Raw genomic sequence first — 15,975 nt, forward strand, 5'->3', positions numbered from 1 at the left:
TGTAGCCCACCGCACGACCAGGCACTGTCGTCCGCGTCACGATCCCAGTCGGTCGGGGCAACGGCAGGTGAGGATTGCAGGTGTGAGTCTGCGCTTCGTCCTCGACCCCGAGCTGACCCCTGAGCTGCGCGAACAGATCGTGACGCTGTGGGCGGACGTCAGCAACGCCGGAGGCGCTGTCGGTTTCGTGCCGCCGGTGACCGCCGCCGACGTACGCGCCCTCGCCGAACCGACGTTCGCCGGGATCACCGACGGGCCGGACCGGCTGCTGCTCGGGTACGAGGGCGACCGGCCGGTCGCCGCGCTGATCTTCGCCGACAACCGGTTCGCCCTCAAGGCGCACTGGTGCGTGCTGAAGCGGGTGATGGTCCACCCCGACACCCAGGGCAAGGGGTACGGGTCGGAGCTGATGCGGGAGGCCGAGCGGATCGGCCGGACGCTGGGCTTCGAGGCGCTGCACGTGACCCTGCGGGACGGGCTCGGACTCGACCGCTTCTACGGGCGGCTCGGCTACCGGGAGATCGGCCGGTTGCCCCGCGCGCTGCGGGTGGCGCCCGGCGACGACCGGGACGAGGTCCTCATGTGGCTCGACCTCGTGCCCGTCGCCGCACCGGACGCCGGACGGTAGATCCGCCCCGCCGGGCGCCCGCCTCCTGCCACAATCAGACCCGCCGGACGTCGGCGGATGGCAGGTCAGGAGGCGACACGGTGCCGGACAGCGAACTCGAGGCGGCCCTGCTGGGCGCGGAACGCCGCCTTCAGACCGCCCAGCGGGCCGGGGATGTCGCCGCGCTCGACGAACTGCTCGCCGATCAACTGATCGCCGTCGGCCCTGACGGCGGTAGGTACGGCAAGCAGGACGATCTCGTCGCGTACCACAGCGGGACGTCGGTGATCGACGAGCTCGTCGAGGAGCAGGTGGACCTGCTCGTCGAGGGCACCACCGGTGTGACGTTCTTCGTCGGGCGGGTGGCCGGCACGTTCAACGGCTCACCTTTCGCCGCCCGGCTGCGGTACACGCGGACATGGGCCTACGACGCCGACGACGGCTGGCGGGTGCTCGCGGCTCTCATCACCCCGGCCTGAGTCGCGGCGGCGCCGGCTCGGCCGGGCAGGGCTCGTGGGCACGACGTGCGCGGTCAGGCACCGGGGATGAGCGGGTCGCCGACGTTCAGCGCGCCGGTCCCGGTCGGCACGAGGTGCAGTCCGAAGAGGAGCTTCTGCCGTACGTTCCGGTAGCGGCCGAGCGTGCGCAGCGGCTCCTGGTCGCGTACCCCGGTCTCCTGGTCGATGGTCGTCACCACGCAGCGGTCGCACGGCCCGGCGGCGCGGAACGTCACCTCGCCGATGCGCAGCGGGCGTCCCGCCCAGTCGTCCTCGGCCCAGGCGGGTGCGCCCTCGACGACCAGGTTGGGCCGGAACCGGCTCATCGGTACCGGTTGCTTGCCGGCCTCGGCGAGCCAGTCGTTCAGAGCGGTCAGCGAGGCGGCGTTGGCCAGCAGCAGCGGGTAGGCGTCGGCGAAGCTGACCTGGTCGCCGGTGTCGTGCTCACGCTCGTCGGTGGCGAGGTGCCGGGCGGGCCGGGCCAGGAAGACCAGCCGAACGGGCCGGTCGAGCAGCGCGCTGAGCCAGTCGTCCGCGGCCGGCCCCGCGGGCAGCGCCGGCACGGGCACTTTCCGGCTGCGGAACGTACGCACCGGGACGGGCTCGCCCCCGGCCGGCTCGGGCACGTCCAGGTCGGGTCGCCCGTCCGCCCGTAACAGCAGGCCGCTGTCGCGGGGCGTGGCGTGCAGCCCGACCAGCCGGCGGGTCTCCCGCTGTGTGACGCCGACGCCGTCGGCGTCCACCACCATCCAGCGTCGGTCACCGGCCAGGCCCCACGGCAGTACCTGCGTGCCGTCGTGGTCGAGACGGTGGCAGCCCTTGACGGGGTACGTGTGGATGGTGCTCAGGCGCATCGGCTCACCATGCCACGCCGATACCGTCGCCGGGGTACCAGTGCTCGGCGGGCGTCTCCCGGTAGGCGAGGAAGCGACGGCCGGTGCGTTCGGCGTGTTCGGCGAGGACGTTGGTGGTGGTGACGTTGTCGGTGAGCAGGATGGCGCCGGGGGCGAGCTTGCCTTCCACCGTCTCGAACTCGCGCTTCTCGTGGGTCCGGCTGTGGTCGCTGTCGTGCAGGAAGAGGTCGACGGGCCGGTCCAGCGCGGTGATCGAGGCTATCGAGTCGCCGATCACCAGGTCGACCACTTGGGACCAGGGGTCGGTACAGGCCAGGTAACCGGCTTCGGGGTTGATGTCGAGCGAGGTCAGCCGCCCCGGGTGCCCTTCGTCGGCGTTGAGCAGCAGGGCCGAGGCCAGGACGCAGCTGCCGAGCCCCTTGTCCACCCCGGTCTCGACGACGTGCGCCGGGCGGGTGGCCCGGACGATGGCGTACCAGCCGATGCGCCGGGCGTAGCGGACGTGCTTGTCGGCGAGGCCGCGTCGGGCGGCGCCGGCGGTGGCCTGCTCGATGTGCCGACGCAACACGTCGTCGGACTCGATCTCGGCGAAGTGGCGGCGCACCTGCTCGACGGGGCGGTCGCAGACGACGCTGACGAACCAGGACAGGTGGTGGCGGCTGAGTTCGGTCAGCTCGTACGTGTAGTTGTGGTGCTCTCGTGAGGTGACGAGCCAGCGGGCCGAGGTGCGCAGCACCTTGGCGTCGTGCCGGGCGACCCGGGCCAGCCGCTTGGGAAAGGCGGCGACCGGGGCGAGTGGGGTGCGGGCGATCGCCCGGCGGAGCCTCGTTGCGTCCACGGGAGCGTTCTACCAGGTGATGGTGATCAATTGGCTGGGATGGTCTTCCGGTTGAGCCGATTCACCCGCCGGGGCCGAGCGCGAGCGCGCTCGCCGTGCGGTGACGGGTGGGGACGGGCTCATCGAGTGGGCGGCATCCGACCGGCCGGTGGACCGGATTGGCCGGATGAGGGTGCACGGCTCATTGCCTGAATCAGTAGCATCGCGCCATGCCTCGACATGAACAGACCCCAGATCTCGACGCGGAGCCTTCGGTGGTGACCCCGTCTCCGGAGCCGACCGACGGCTCGGAGCGGCCGCGCCGGCGCCGCCGCTGGCGGCGGGTCGTCCTGATCAGTCTGGCGGTGGTCCTCCTGCTCGGTGGCGGTGCGGTGGTCGCCGGCGGCCTCTACCTGCGCTCCGTGGAGTCCGGCATCGACCGGGTCGACGCGTTCGAGGACGTGCCTGCGGAGTCCCGCCCGGAGCCGGTGGTCGAGGGCGCCATGAACATCATGATTCTGGGCAGCGACTCCCGCGACCCGGAGAGCACCGGCGGCTCCCGCACCGACACCATCATCCTGGCCCACCTGCCGAAGGACCGGTCGAGCGCACAACTCGTCTCGATTCCGCGGGACACCTGGGTATCCGTGCCGAAGTCCAAGGACGGCCACGGCGGCCGCGACGCGAAGATCAACGCGGCGTACGCCTGGGGCGGCGTCCCGCTGATGGTCCAGACGGTGGAGGAGTTCACGAACGTCCGCGTCGACCACGTCGCGATCATCGACTTCGCCGGATTCAAGGAAATCATCGACGCCCTGGGCGGCATCGAGGTCGATGTGGAGAAGAACTTCACCTCGATCCACCCGCCGTTCCGCAGCTTCCACAAGGGGATGCAGGAGATGGACGGGGAGGCGGCGCTGGACTACTCGCGCCAGCGCAAGCAGTTCGCCGACGGTGACTTCGCCCGAATCCGGCATCAGCAGCAGGTCATCAAGGCGATCCTGGACAAGGCGGCCTCCGGTGGTCTGCTCACGAGCCCCGGCAAGCTGAACTCGTTCATCCAGGCCACCTCCAGCTCCGTCTCCGTCGACAAGAACATGTCTCTGCTGGACATGGCGAACCAGATGCGTGGTGTACGCGGCAACAACCTGACCTTCGTCACGAGTCCGACCAAGGGAACCGGCAGGGTCGGTTCGGAGAGCGTGGTCTTCGCCGACACGAAGCGGGTGACGCCGTTCTACGACGCGGTGCGTCGCGACGCGGTGCCGGACATCATCGCGCAGGGCAAGAAGTAGCTGACCGGGCCGCCCGAAGGGCGGGCGGCACAGACACGTGAACGGGCGGTGGCCGTGGCCACCGCCCGTTCGCGTCGCTCGTACGGCTCGATCAGTAGGCGCCGCGGCGGGCCAGCACCACGCTGACCGTCCGCCAGAGGATGCCCAGGTCGTAGACGAGCGACCAGTTGTCCACGTAGTGCAGGTCCAGCCGGACCGCGTCGTCCCAGGTCAGGTCGGAGCGGCCGGAGATCTGCCAGAGGCCGGTGATGCCGGGGCGTACCAGCAGCCGCCGCCGCACGTCGCCTTTGTAGTCGTCGTCCTCGGTGGGCAGCGGGCGCGGACCGACGAGCGACATCTGCCCGAAGAGCACGTTGATCAGCTGGGGCAGCTCGTCCAGCGAGAGCGCCCGCAGGTGCCGGCCGATCGGGGTGACCCGTGGATCATCCTTGATCTTGAAGAGCAGCCCGTCGCTCTCGTTCTGCCCCCGCAACGCCTCCAGCCGCTGCTCGGCGTCGGTGTACATGGTCCGGAACTTCCACACCTTGAACGCGCGGCCCTCGTAGCCGATCCGGGTCTGCCGGAACATCACCGGGCCGGGGTCGGTGACCTTGATGGCGACCGCGATCGCGACCAGGACCGGGCTGAGCAGCAGCATTCCGAACAGCGCGGCGGCCCGGTCGAGCACGCTCTTGGTCAGCAGCGAGAGGCCGGAGATGGTCGGCTCCTCGACGTTGAGCAGCGGCAGCCCCTCGATCGGCCGGACGTGGATACGGGGACCGGTGACGTCGGTGACCTGCGGCACCACCACCAGGTTCAGCCCGGTGCCCTCCATCTGCCAGGCCAGCTTGCGCAGCTCGTAGGACTCCAGGCTGGCCGGGCCGCAGACGGCGATGGTGTCGGCGCCGAGCTGCTGCACCAGCGGGACGAGGTCCCAGCCCACGTAGACCGGCAGCGGAGCGGTCACCCGCTCGCCCGGCCGGGGGTGATTCGGTAGGTGGATGCCGATCGGGTGGAACCCGGCGCCCGGGTTACGGGTCAACACCTCGTGCAGTGCGAGCGCGTCGGAGAGCCGGCCCACCAGCAGCACCTTCTGCGAGGCCCGCCCGCTGCGCCGGATGCGACGCAGCACCACCCGGGCCGCGAACCGGGCCGCCAGGGCGTAGAGGAGCAGGCAGAGGATGATCGCGGCGACGGTCGCCCGGGAGAGGTCCTTCTTGAAGCCGAGGGCCAGGAACGACACGGCAGCGGCCATCGCCACGTTGGCCCGCACCACCCGCTTGAGCTCCTCGGTGCCCCGCCCGAGCGCCCGCCGGTCGTACGCGCCGAGGGCGGCGAGCATGACCAGCCAACCCAACGGCACACCGATGTTCGCCACCAGTGAGAACGAGCTGATGTCGCCGAGGACCCGCTGGTCCCAGAAGCCCGCGTCAGCCTCGTCGAGCGCGACCACGACCGTCCGGCTGGCCGCCAGCGCGGCGAGGGCGTCCAGCAGGACCAGCCAGGCCACGTAGCGTCGACGCCAGACCGCTCGCGGGGCCACCGGACGACCGAACGCCGACCGGGGCATGCCGTTGGATGGTGGTGTGATGACCCCGAAATCCGGGTCGAAGCTCGGCGTCGCCTGCGACGCGACAGCCGTGAGGAACTGGGTGTGCGCGGACACGACCTTCCTTTCCCACATCGCCCCCGACGGGAGATCGCGACGAGCACCCTATGCGCCGGTACGGCGCCCTGCCTAGTGGCGGTTCGGTCGTACCTGACTTGGTCTGATCAGTTCGTCGGTGATCGATGGCGCGACCGAAGTTCCTGCATCAGCGCGTCGTGGGCCGGTTTCGGCCTGAAGTCCCGGTCGTACACGCAGGCGGCCCCGTAGCCCGGGAAGTGGGCGCCGATCCAGCTGCTGCCGTCGGAGAACCCCCAGAGCGTGAACGACTCGCAGGTCGGCACGGCCAGACAAGTCGCGAGCATGTGCTGGTAGAGCAGCGCCTGCGCGACGAGCTTCTCCGGCGTCGCCGGCAGCTTGACCCGGACGTCGAGTTCGGTGATGGCGACCGAGACGCCCAGATCCGCGAAGCGCTGAAGGTTTCCCGCGATGCCGGTGGGCGCCTGATCGGCACGCAGGTGGCTCTGGAAGCCGACACCGTGCACCGGCACGCCGCGCGCCCGAAGCTCACGGACCAGGCTCAGCAGGGCGTCGGCCTTCTTGGACCGGCCCTCCGCCCCGTAGTCGTTGATGAAGAGCCGGGCGTCGGGGTCGGCCTCGTACGCCCAGCGGAACGCGTCGGCGATGTAGCCGGGCCCGAGTTTGCGCAGAAAGATGTTGTCCCGCAGAGTTCCGTCCTCGTTCAGCGCCTCGTTCACCACGTCCCAGGCCCACACCTTGCCCCGGTAGCGGCTGACGACGGTGACGATGTGCTCCCGCATCAGCGCGCGAAGTCGCGCGGCTGACCAGTCGTCGGTCACCCAGGACGGAACGCTGGCGTGCCAGACCAGGGTATGGCCGTAGACGGCCTGACCGTGCGTGTGGGCGAACTCCACGAGCTGGTCGGCGGCGGTCCAGTCGTACTCTCCCTGTCGCGGCTCCAGGCTCGCCCACTTCATCGCGTTCTCGGCGGTCACCGCGTTGAAGTTGGCGGCGAGCGTCTCGCGGTAGCGCTGGTCGGCGTCGAGCCGTCGCCCGTCGACCGCGGAGCCGATCCGCACGGTCGGCGACGCGAGGCTTCGCAGCCCGGACCAGGACGGCGAGGGTGACGGTGATGTGGAAGCAGGCGGCAGCGTCTGCGTTTCGCCCCGCTGTGACTGGGCGATGAGCACCCCGCCGACCACGACGACGGCCACCACGGTCAGGGCGGCCAGCCGGATCAGGCCGTGCTGTCGTCTCCGACGTCGCCGAGCAGCTGCGGGGTCCGCCGCGTCGTCCACCGTCCGTGCCGATTGCCGGCCGACATCCCTGGGATCGGCCGCACGGACGACAGATCCGGCGGGGACAACTCCAGTCATCACGATCCCCAAGCAGCGAGGCCAGCACGAACGAGCCCGACAGTCGCGGTTGGACGGCCTACTCGGCTAGTCACTCCGCCGCCCGGCCGGCTGGCCGACGGATCACCGCCCGACGGCGGTGACCAACCACTTGCCGACTTCGCTAGCCGTGCGCACCGCCACGATACACAGGGCGAGACCCGGAATGCGTGGGCGACTGTACCTCTTGATCATCTTGCGCCAGGCGGCGACGCCGGCGAGGCGCCGTCGGCTGATGTTGCCGCTGTGTCGGTGGAACCGGACGACCGGCTGGTCGAGTCGTTGCAGATGTACGCCATTGCTCAGGGCACGCAGCACCAGCTCGACATCTACTTTGATCGACATCTGCTCGTCGTATCCGCCGAGTTGAATCAGTAGCTGGCGGTCGATCGACATGCCGGAGTGTTTGAAGGGCAGCCGCGGCCGGGTCAGTACGGACCAGAGCATCCGACGTGAGTCGGGATAGGAGGGCAACTTGATCACCCTTGCCGAGTCGCCGACGAACTCCTCGTAGTCGGTGTAGACCCACTGCGCGCCGGTGCGAGACAGGAAGTCGTGAATCCGGGCCAGACCATCGGGGGCCAGTTCGTCGTCCGAGTCGAGCACGGTGACGGTCCTGCCCCGGGCCACCCGCAGGGCCGCGTTGCGTGCGGCACTGATGCCCGTCGGCTCCTGCCGGACGACGAGGATTCGCTGGTCTGCCAGCAGGCCCGCCTCGGCCAGCCCGTCCCGGGCGGGTACGGCCGAGCCGTCGTCCACCACGACGATCTCGAAGTCGCCGAAGCTGTTGGCGAGCACGCTCTGGATGGATTTCACCAGCAGTTGGGGTCGGTCCCGGACGGCGATGCAGACAGATATCGCCGGGGTGACCCGTTCGGCTGACCGCACCATCGGCTCGGTCGACGCGTCGACGGCCGGCATCATCAGCACCGCGGGCTCGTCGATCCCTGACAGCTGAGGCTCCTGTTCGGACGGGAGCGTACTGCCGGCGGAGTCGCGCAGCGAAGGCGTCGAGTATGCGGGGTGGCTCGTCACGGACGGAGGCCGTTTCGCAGCCCGCCTGGGCTACCCGAGCCGCGCGGCAGGGCGGCTCCGCCGGTCGACACGGCTCCGCGATCCAACACGTCCATACCTTCCGCCACCCCCATGAAAGCCACCATTTGCAGCGACATTTTCAGCGACGCGTTCTTAGGAGCGTTCCCTTGATCGGCGACAATGAAGATCCATCACGCAACAACACGGAGTATAACCATCGCTACACCCGCGCACCATCACCTATCAGTCACCACCACGAGGGCTGGAAATCGCTGATGTCGGCGGGGATTCGCTGGTCAGGGTCCTATCGCGACGCCGGTCGGACGCTCCACCCAAGCGGTCGGCGGAACTGGCACCGTCCGGTGGAATCAACATTGACCAAAAATACGATCTTGACGGCGGTACAGGTTGTTCGTGGTGCGCGAAACACGGGTGGAGGCGAACAACCCCGCGGCATCTCGACGCTTACTTTCCCATGTGTCCGATCAGGTGTAATCGTCCGATCACGGGCCGGGGCCCGGCCACTGCGGAGCAACCGGCGATCAGCCGATCGTCGATCGCCGTCGGACGAGTAGCACGGCCATGATGACAAGCCCGATGAGCAGCACGCCGGATCCGACGAGCAGGGGAAGGACCAGCCCCGATCGATCCCCCTGCGCGCTGTCCAACCGCTCGCGCTCGGCAGCGTTCTGCCGGTACGCCTGCGCGAGCACGTTGGCGGGCGCCGCGGTGGCGGCCTTCTCCAGTTGCGTGACGGCGACGGAGAGGTCGCCACCGAAGTAGGCGTCCAGCCCGCTGCGGTAGAGCTTGTCGGTGTCGCCGAGCGTGTTGCCGACCCCGGCCTCGTCGAGAAGCGCGCCGATCGTCGACGCCGGCACCACCGCCCGGTTCGCCTTGTCCGGCAGCGCCTGATCCTGGGCGATCACGCCTGCTACCCGGCCGCTGGGATCGAGGGCGATCCCACCGTGCGACACGGTCCCGAGGTCCCCGTTGATCCGGTGCATCGAGACCGAGCCGAGCCGGCTCGTGCCGGTGACCGTCACCTTCTTCGACTGGGGACGGTACACAGCGTTCCGGAAGACGGTGTCGGTGGTCCGGAAACCGAGGATGAACAGCGAGGCGTCCTGGTCGAGGCTGGCCGACCGGTTGAGTTCCACCGCCGGCAGATTGTCCTGGGCGAGCTTGATCAACGTGGTGCCGCCATCCTCGGCGGGCATGCTCCGGACGACCTCGGCCGGGATGGCCGGCGCCTTCGACACGTTGCCCTTGGCGTTGTTGAGCTGCCCGTACACCTCACTGAGCGGCTCGGTGCCCGGTTCGGCCCCGGTGAACCGCACCTTGGGCAGGGTGGTCCGAATGTAGTTGTCGACCCCACCGCTGGGAAGCTTCTTCTCCTGCACGAGCGACCGGGCGAGCGTGTCGAGAGCGATCCACCGGGCGTGATCCTCGGCCGGCGCGACGCAGGACCCGCTGGTGACGGCATGACCGCTCGAACTCACCAGGAAGCCACTGCAGCGACGGATGAAGGTGACGGGGGTGGGGTGCACCAGAGCGTTCGTGGCGGCGTCGCGAACGTAACCGGTGAAGACCGCCTCGATGAAGACCAGCGAGGGCGCGGCGACCGCGAGGGCGTGCTCCTCCGGGCTGTAGAGGGGAGCCTGCGCCCACGGCTTCAGCCCCGGCTCGACCGGTTCGGCGCTGGGGGCCGCCGTGGCGGCGACCGTCGGCAGGGGGTCCGGATCGGCCTGGTCGTTGCCGCCGATGGCCCAGACGGCGACGCCGCTGCCCACCGCCGCCACCAGCACGAGCGCGGCCACCCCCGCCCAGAGTCCGGTACGCCGCCGGGGCGGCTCCGACGGCTTGATCCGCCGGACCGGGGCGCTGAACGGGTCGTATTGCGGCGGATCCGCCGGCGCGGGTGAGTGAGGCGCGTCGACACCGGGCTGCGGAGTCGGCGCGGGCTGCACGGGCAGCGGGCCCCCGTGCGGCGCCCAGGGCGCGAACGAGGCGCCGGAGGTCGGGGCACCGGAGACGGGCTGCGGCGGCGCGGAAACCTGCTGCGGGGCGCCGGAGACCGGCTGCGGCGGACCGGAAACCTGCCGCGGCACCCCCGACACCGACTGCGGCGGACCGGAAACCTGCTGCGGCGGGCTGTCCTCCTCCGTCGGCACCGGCTGGTATTCCTGGCCGAGCGCGCGGAACAGCTTCTCGGCACCCGGGCCGACCTCCGCCGGGTACGCCACCCACGGCTCCGCGGCAGAGAAGTCGGCGTACGCGAAGGCCTGGCCGTTCGGCGCCTGCGACATGGCGTTGGCGGTTCCGGCGAAGGCTTCCCGCCAGCCCGGCGTGCTCGCGGCCGCGGTGTCCAGCACCGCCACCGTCACTAACCGGCCCTGCCCGTCGATCGCCCCCCAGGCCTTGCCCACGGGGCAGGTGCCCAACAAGTGGGTGAACCGGTACGGGCCAACCGACTGCATGCGCGCACTCCTCTGCTCGACCGCCGTGCGCATCCTACAGAGGGGACCCTCACTCGGTCGTCCGCCGGTCGGCCCGCCGACAGCCCGTGGGCGGACGGTGGCGGACGCGCACGGGTTGCCCCCTGAAAGTTTTCATGCATAGAGTCACGGCGTGAATGAAGGAGCCGTCGCCGTGCCCACGCAGCGCGTGCTCGACCTGTTCCACGGCGTCCGGCTCACCCCCACCCAACGCCGGATCGCACACTGCCTGGTGCAGCACGCCCCGGCCATGGCGTACCTCTCCGCCGCCGAAGTGGCCGAGCTGGCCGGGGTCAGCCAGCCGTCGGTCACCCGGTTCGCCGTCGCGCTCGGGCACGACGGTTACCCCGCGCTGCGCCGCCGGCTGCGCGAGCTGACCGCCGGCACGCCGGACGGCCGAGCCGACGCCGGCAACGAACTCCAGCAGGCCGTACGCGCCGAGATCGGCAACCTGGACCGGCTCGCCGGCGAGCTCGCCGATCGCGACCGCATCGCCGACACCGGAAAGCTGCTCGCCGCCAGCCGGCCGCTTCCGGTCCTGGGCCTGCGAGCCGCCGCGCCGCTGGCCGCGTACTTCGCGTACTTCGCCGCGAAGGTGCACCCGGACGTACGGGTGCTCGACGACGGCGGCAGTCTGCTCACCGACCGCCTGGAGCAGGCCGCCGCAGCCGGGGCGAGCGCCCTGCTCGCCTTCGTGCTCCCCCGGTATCCACGGGAGACACTGGACGCGCTGCGCGAGGCCCGCGAAGCCGGGCTGACCGTCGTGGCCATCACCGACTCGCCGGTCAGCCCGGCCACCGACCACGCCGACGTGCTGCTGCCCGCCGCCGTCGGCGCCGACCTCGTCTTCGACCTGCACACCGCTCCAATGGCCCTGGCCATGGTGCTGCTCCAGGCAATCTGCGACGCCGCCCCGGCCGACACCCAGCGCCGGCTGGAGGCGTTCGAGGCGTCCGCCGCCCGCCGACAGTTGTTCCTCGACTGAGAGGGGATCCGAGATGTCCCACCCCGTCCGCGCCGCCCGTGGCGCCGAGCGCACCGCCCGCGGCTGGCCGCAGGAGGCCGCGCTGCGGATGCTGATGAACAACCTGGACCCGGAGGTCGCCGAGCGCCCCGAGGACCTGGTGGTCTACGGCGGCACCGGCAAGGCCGCCCGGGACTGGCCGTCGTACCACGCGCTGGTGCGTACGCTCACCGACCTGCGCGACGACGAGACGATGCTGGTGCAGTCCGGACGCCCGGTGGGCGTGCTGCGTACGCACGAGTGGGCGCCGCGGGTGCTGCTGGCCAACTCCAACCTCGTCGGTGACTGGGCGAACTGGCCGGAGTTCCGCCGGCTGGAGCAGCTCGGTCTCACCATGTACGGGCAGATGACGGCCGGCTCGTGGATCTACATCGGCACGCAGGGCATCCTGCAGGGCACGTACGAGACGTTCGCGGCGGTCGCGGCCAAGCGGTTCGGCGGCTCGCTCGCCGGCACCTTGACGCTCACCGCCGGCTGCGGCGGGATGGGTGGGGCGCAGCCGCTCGCGGTCACCATGAACGGCGGCGTCTGCCTGATCGTGGACGTGGACCGGTCCCGCCTGGAGCGGCGGGCGCACGACCGCTACCTGGACGAGATCGCCGATTCGCTGGACGACGCGGTGGAGCGGGCGCTCGCCGCGAAGCGTGAGCGCCGGGCGCTCTCGATCGGCGTGGTGGGCAACGCCGCCGTCGTCTTCCCCGAGCTGCTGGTCAAGGGCGTCGAGATCGACATCGTCACCGACCAGACCAGCGCGCACGACCCGCTGTCGTACCTTCCAGTGGGGGTGGAGCTGGCCGACGCCCGCGACTACGCGGCGGCGAAGCCGGCCGAGTTCACCGACCGGGCGCGGTCGTCGATGGCCCGGCATGTGGCGGCGATGGTCGGTTTCCTCGACGCCGGCGCGGAGGTCTTCGACTACGGCAACTCGATCCGGGGCGAGGCGAAGCTCGCCGGCTACGAGCGGGCGTTCGACTTCCCCGGCTTCGTGCCGGCCTACATCCGGCCGCTGTTCTGCGAGGGCAAGGGCCCGTTCCGCTGGGCGGCCCTCTCCGGCGACCCGGCCGACATCGCCGCCACCGACCGGGCCATCCTCGAGTTGTTCCCGGAGAACGAGTCCCTCGCACGGTGGATCCGGCTGGCCGGTGAGCGGGTGGCGTTCCAGGGCCTGCCGGCGCGCATCTGCTGGCTCGGCTACGGCGAGCGGGACAAGGCCGGGGTGCGGTTCAACGAGATGGTGGCCTCGGGGGAGATCTCCGCCCCGGTGGTGATCGGCCGCGACCACCTGGACGCCGGCAGCGTGGCCAGCCCCTACCGGGAGACGGAGGCGATGGCCGACGGCTCCGACGCGATCGCCGACTGGCCACTGCTGAACGCCCTGGTCAACACGGCGAGCGGGGCCTCCTGGGTGTCCATCCACCACGGCGGTGGCGTGGGCATGGGTCGCTCGATCCACGCCGGCCAGGTGTGCGTGGCCGACGGCAGCGCGCTGGCGGGTCAGAAGATCGAGCGGGTGCTGACCAACGACCCCGCGATGGGGGTGATCCGGCACGTGGACGCCGGGTACGACAACGCCCGCGAGGTGGCCGAGCGCACCGGTGTCCGCGTCCCCATGGCGGAGGGCACCGCATGACCGACCTCACCGCGCGGTTCCGCAAGCTCTGGGACGAGATCGCGCCGATCGGCCGGGACGCCGACAGCGGCGGCTACCTCCGGTACGCGCTGACCGAACCCGAACTGCTGCTGCGTGGCTGGTTCCGTGACCAGGCCGAGCAGCGTGGCATGCCGATCGTCGAGGACGGCAACGGCAACCTCTTCGCCTGGTGGGGTGACCCGGACGCGGGCGACGCCGTGCTGACCGGCAGCCACTTCGACTCGGTGCCGCACGGCGGGGCGTACGACGGCCCGCTCGGCATCGTGAGCGCGTTCCTCGCCGTCGACGAGCTGCGGGACTCGGGTGTCACCCCGGCCCGGCCGCTGGTGGTCGGCGCGTTCGTCGAGGAGGAGGGGGCCCGCTTCGGCGTACCGTGCCTGGGGTCGCGGCTGCTCACCGGGGCGCTGCCGGCGGAGCGCGCGGCGGTGCTGCGCGACGCCCACGGGGTGAGCTTCGCCGAAGCGCTGGGCCATGCGCCGGCGGGTGCCCAGCCGGAGCTGCTCGGTCGGTTCCGGTGCTTTGTGGAGCTGCACGTCGAGCAGGGCAAGGCGCTGGCCGACACCGTCGAGCCGGTGGCGGTGGCCAGCGCGATCTGGCCGCACGGCCGCTGGCGATTCGACTTCCGCGGCGAGGGCAACCACGCCGGCACCACCCGGATGGCCGACCGCCGCGACCCGATGCTGACGTACGCGTTCACGGTGCTCGCCGCCAACAAGGAGGCCCGGCTGCGTGGCGCGCACGCCACCGTCGGCCGGGTGTCGGTGGAGCCGAACGCCACCAACGCGATCCCGTCCCGGGTGACCGGCTGGCTGGACGCCCGGGCCGCCGAGCCGGAGATCCTGACCGGTCTGGTGGAGGCCGTGCACGACAAGGCGGTGGAGCGGGCCCGGCGCGACGGCACCGGGGTCACGCTGACCGAGGAGTCGGCCACCCCGCTGGTCGCCTTCGACGGCGGGCTGGCCGACCGGTTGGCCGCCCTGCTGGACGCGCCGGTGCTGCCGACCGGGGCCGGCCACGATGCCGGGGTGCTCGCCGGGCACCTGCCGACCGCCATGCTCTTCGTCCGCAACCCCACCGGGGTGTCGCACTCCCCCGCCGAGTCCGCCGCCGACGCCGACTGCGCCGCCGGTGTGGCCGCGCTGGCTCGGGTGCTGACGGAGCTGACGTGCTGACCAGCACGCCGGGCCGGGCAGCGGGCGCCACCCGCGCCGTCCCGCGTTGCGCGCGGCGGGAGGCGGCCCGGTGCCGTCAGGATCGGGGGATGTCGCAGACGATTCCGCTCGGAAGGGGGCGTGTGGCATGAGCGCTACCCGCTGGCTGGCCGAGTACGCCTGGCTGCCCGAACACGCCGAGCCGATCGCCGATGTGCTGATCGAGGCGGAGGACGGCCGCTTCACGGCGGTGACACCGTTGACCCGCGGCGGCACGCCCACCGCCGGCGTCGAGGTGCTCACCGACGCGGTACGGCTGCCCGGACTGACCCTGCCCGGACTGGCCAACGCGCACTCGCACGCCTTCCATCGGGCGCTGCGCGGGCGCACGCAGGGTGGGCGGGGCGACTTCTGGACCTGGCGGGACCAGATGTACGCGCTCACCGTCCGCCTCGACCCGGACTCGTACCTGGCGCTGGCCCGGGCCACCTTCGCCGAGATGGCGTTGGCCGGGATCACCGGCGTGGGCGAGTTCCACTACCTGCACCACGGTCCGAGCGGCACCCCGTACGACGACCCGAACGCGATGAGCGCGGCGCTGGTCGAGGCCGCCGCCCAGGCCGGCATCCGGATCACCCTGCTGGACACCTGTTACCTGACCGCGTCGGTGGACGGTCAGCCGCTGACCGGGCCGCAGCTGCGCTTCGGTGACGGCGACGCCGTACGGTGGGGCGAGCGGGCGGCGGCGTTCACGCCGGCCGGCGGGCACGCGAAGGTCGGCGCCGCGGTGCACTCGGTGCGGGCCGTACCGGCCGAGCAGCTCGGCACGGTGGCCCGCTGGGCACGCGAGCGGGACGCCCCGCTGCACGTGCATCTGTCGGAGCAGCCGGCGGAGAACGACGCCTGCCGGGCGGTGCACGGCAGCACGCCGACGCGGCTGCTCGCCGACCGGGAGGTGCTCGGCCCGGCCACCACCGCCGTGCACGCCACCCACCCGACGAGCGCCGACCTGAGCCTGCTCGCGGAGACCCGGACCGGTGTCTGCCTCTGCCCCACCACCGAGCGGGACCTGGCGGACGGCATCGGGCCGGCCCGCCGGATGGCCGATACCGGCATACCGCTCAGCCTGGGCAGCGACAGCCACGCGGTGATCGACATCTTCGAGGAGGCGCGTGCGGTGGAGTTGGACGAGCGGCTGCGTACCCGCCGCCGAGGTCACTTCGTCGCGGCCGACCTGGTGACCGCGGCGACCGCCGCCGGGCACGCCGCACTTGGCTGGACCGACGCCGGCCGGATCGCCGTGGGGGCCCGCGCCGACCTGGTCACGGTCCGGCTGGACAGTGCCCGCACCGCCGGGGTACCGGCGGTCGGTGCGTTCTTCGCGGCCACCGCGGCGGACGTCACCACCGTGGTGGTGGACGGGCGGACGGTCGTCGCCGACGGCCGGCATCGCAGCGTCGACGTGCCCACCGAGTTGGGTAGGGCCATCGCGGGGGTGACCTCGTGAGCACCGAGCTGTGGCCGACGCGACCGGTGCGGCCGGGTGACC

At 71.5% G+C, this 15,975-nt stretch carries 13 protein-coding genes; 7 read left to right on the top strand and 6 right to left on the bottom strand.

Features of this window, described 5'->3' with window-relative positions:
• Positions 1-82 precede the first annotated feature (82 nt).
• Positions 83-628, top strand: a complete 546-nt coding sequence (locus tag AB0F98_RS04210) for a GNAT family N-acetyltransferase (RefSeq protein WP_357728327.1) — start codon at positions 83-85, stop codon at positions 626-628.
• An 80-nt stretch (positions 629-708) separates the two neighbouring features.
• Positions 709-1,086 (top strand): nuclear transport factor 2 family protein, encoded by a 378-nt coding sequence (locus tag AB0F98_RS04215; protein WP_357728330.1) that lies wholly within the window; start codon positions 709-711, stop codon positions 1,084-1,086.
• A gap of 53 nt (positions 1,087-1,139) precedes the next feature.
• Here AB0F98_RS04215 and AB0F98_RS04220 read toward each other — a convergent pair whose 3' ends face one another.
• Positions 1,140-1,958, bottom strand: coding sequence for an MOSC N-terminal beta barrel domain-containing protein (locus AB0F98_RS04220; RefSeq protein WP_357728333.1), 819 nt, complete (start codon positions 1,956-1,958; stop codon positions 1,140-1,142).
• Positions 1,959-1,962: 4 nt separating this feature from the next.
• A complete protein-coding gene (locus tag AB0F98_RS04225) occupies positions 1,963-2,796 on the bottom strand; it encodes a class I SAM-dependent methyltransferase (protein ID WP_357728335.1) in 834 nt (277 codons plus the stop codon).
• A gap of 209 nt (positions 2,797-3,005) precedes the next feature.
• Between AB0F98_RS04225 and AB0F98_RS04230 the strand changes: the two genes are divergently transcribed.
• Positions 3,006-4,070: an LCP family protein gene (locus AB0F98_RS04230; RefSeq protein ID WP_357728338.1), complete on the top strand. Its 1,065-nt coding sequence runs from the start codon at positions 3,006-3,008 to the stop codon at positions 4,068-4,070.
• Positions 4,071-4,161: 91 nt separating this feature from the next.
• On the opposite strand, the gene AB0F98_RS04235 is transcribed toward AB0F98_RS04230, so the two are convergent.
• The 4 genes from AB0F98_RS04235 to AB0F98_RS04250 form a co-directional block, all read right to left on the bottom strand.
• Positions 4,162-5,619 (bottom strand): sugar transferase, encoded by a 1,458-nt coding sequence (locus tag AB0F98_RS04235; RefSeq protein WP_357729075.1) that lies wholly within the window; start codon positions 5,617-5,619, stop codon positions 4,162-4,164.
• A 203-nt stretch (positions 5,620-5,822) separates the two neighbouring features.
• Positions 5,823-6,974, bottom strand: a complete 1,152-nt coding sequence (locus AB0F98_RS04240) for an endo-1,4-beta-xylanase (RefSeq protein ID WP_357728341.1) — start codon at positions 6,972-6,974, stop codon at positions 5,823-5,825.
• 180 nt (positions 6,975-7,154) lie between these two features.
• A complete protein-coding gene (locus AB0F98_RS04245) occupies positions 7,155-7,994 on the bottom strand; it encodes a glycosyltransferase (protein ID WP_357729078.1) in 840 nt (279 codons plus the stop codon).
• A gap of 653 nt (positions 7,995-8,647) precedes the next feature.
• Positions 8,648-10,582 carry a hypothetical protein gene (locus AB0F98_RS04250; RefSeq protein ID WP_357728344.1) on the bottom strand — a complete coding sequence of 645 codons (1,935 nt, stop codon included), beginning with the start codon at positions 10,580-10,582 and terminating at the stop codon, positions 8,648-8,650.
• Between the two features lie 151 nt (positions 10,583-10,733).
• Here AB0F98_RS04250 and AB0F98_RS04255 point away from each other — a divergent pair, with 151 nt between their 5' ends.
• The 4 genes from AB0F98_RS04255 to AB0F98_RS04270 all read left to right on the top strand — a co-directional run bounded on the left by AB0F98_RS04255 (position 10,734) and on the right by AB0F98_RS04270 (position 15,933).
• Positions 10,734-11,585 (top strand): MurR/RpiR family transcriptional regulator, encoded by an 852-nt coding sequence (locus AB0F98_RS04255; RefSeq protein ID WP_357728347.1) that lies wholly within the window; start codon positions 10,734-10,736, stop codon positions 11,583-11,585.
• Positions 11,586-11,598: 13 nt separating this feature from the next.
• A complete protein-coding gene (hutU, locus tag AB0F98_RS04260; protein WP_357728350.1) occupies positions 11,599-13,254 on the top strand; it encodes a urocanate hydratase in 1,656 nt (551 codons plus the stop codon).
• Positions 13,251-14,447 (top strand): allantoate amidohydrolase, encoded by a 1,197-nt coding sequence (locus tag AB0F98_RS04265; protein ID WP_357728352.1) that lies wholly within the window; start codon positions 13,251-13,253, stop codon positions 14,445-14,447. Before hutU ends, AB0F98_RS04265 begins: the two co-directional genes overlap by 4 nt.
• 127 nt (positions 14,448-14,574) lie before the next feature.
• Entirely contained in the window at positions 14,575-15,933 is a 1,359-nt protein-coding gene (locus AB0F98_RS04270; protein WP_357728355.1) for a formimidoylglutamate deiminase, read from the top strand.
• The last annotated feature ends 42 nt before the right edge of the window (positions 15,934-15,975 follow it).

Origin of the sequence: Micromonospora sp. NPDC023737 (assembly GCF_040639715.1) — a bacterium.
Classification (GTDB): Bacteria; Actinomycetota; Actinomycetes; order Mycobacteriales; family Micromonosporaceae; genus Micromonospora.

Bases quoted from the DNA above. Each gene is read 5' to 3' on its own strand.
- AB0F98_RS04270 (WP_357728355.1), top strand. From the start codon at position 14,575: ATGAGCGCTACCCGCTGGCTGGCCGAGTACGCCTGGCTGCCCGAACAC.
- AB0F98_RS04245 (WP_357729078.1), bottom strand. From the start codon at position 7,994: ATGATGCCGGCCGTCGACGCGTCGACCGAGCCGATGGTGCGGTCAGCC.
- AB0F98_RS04265 (WP_357728352.1), top strand. From the start codon at position 13,251: ATGACCGACCTCACCGCGCGGTTCCGCAAGCTCTGGGACGAGATCGCG.
- hutU (WP_357728350.1), top strand. From the start codon at position 11,599: ATGTCCCACCCCGTCCGCGCCGCCCGTGGCGCCGAGCGCACCGCCCGC.
- AB0F98_RS04235 (WP_357729075.1), bottom strand. From the start codon at position 5,619: ATGCCCCGGTCGGCGTTCGGTCGTCCGGTGGCCCCGCGAGCGGTCTGG.
- AB0F98_RS04230 (WP_357728338.1), top strand. From the start codon at position 3,006: ATGCCTCGACATGAACAGACCCCAGATCTCGACGCGGAGCCTTCGGTG.
- AB0F98_RS04220 (WP_357728333.1), bottom strand. From the start codon at position 1,958: ATGCGCCTGAGCACCATCCACACGTACCCCGTCAAGGGCTGCCACCGT.
- AB0F98_RS04250 (WP_357728344.1), bottom strand. From the start codon at position 10,582: ATGCAGTCGGTTGGCCCGTACCGGTTCACCCACTTGTTGGGCACCTGC.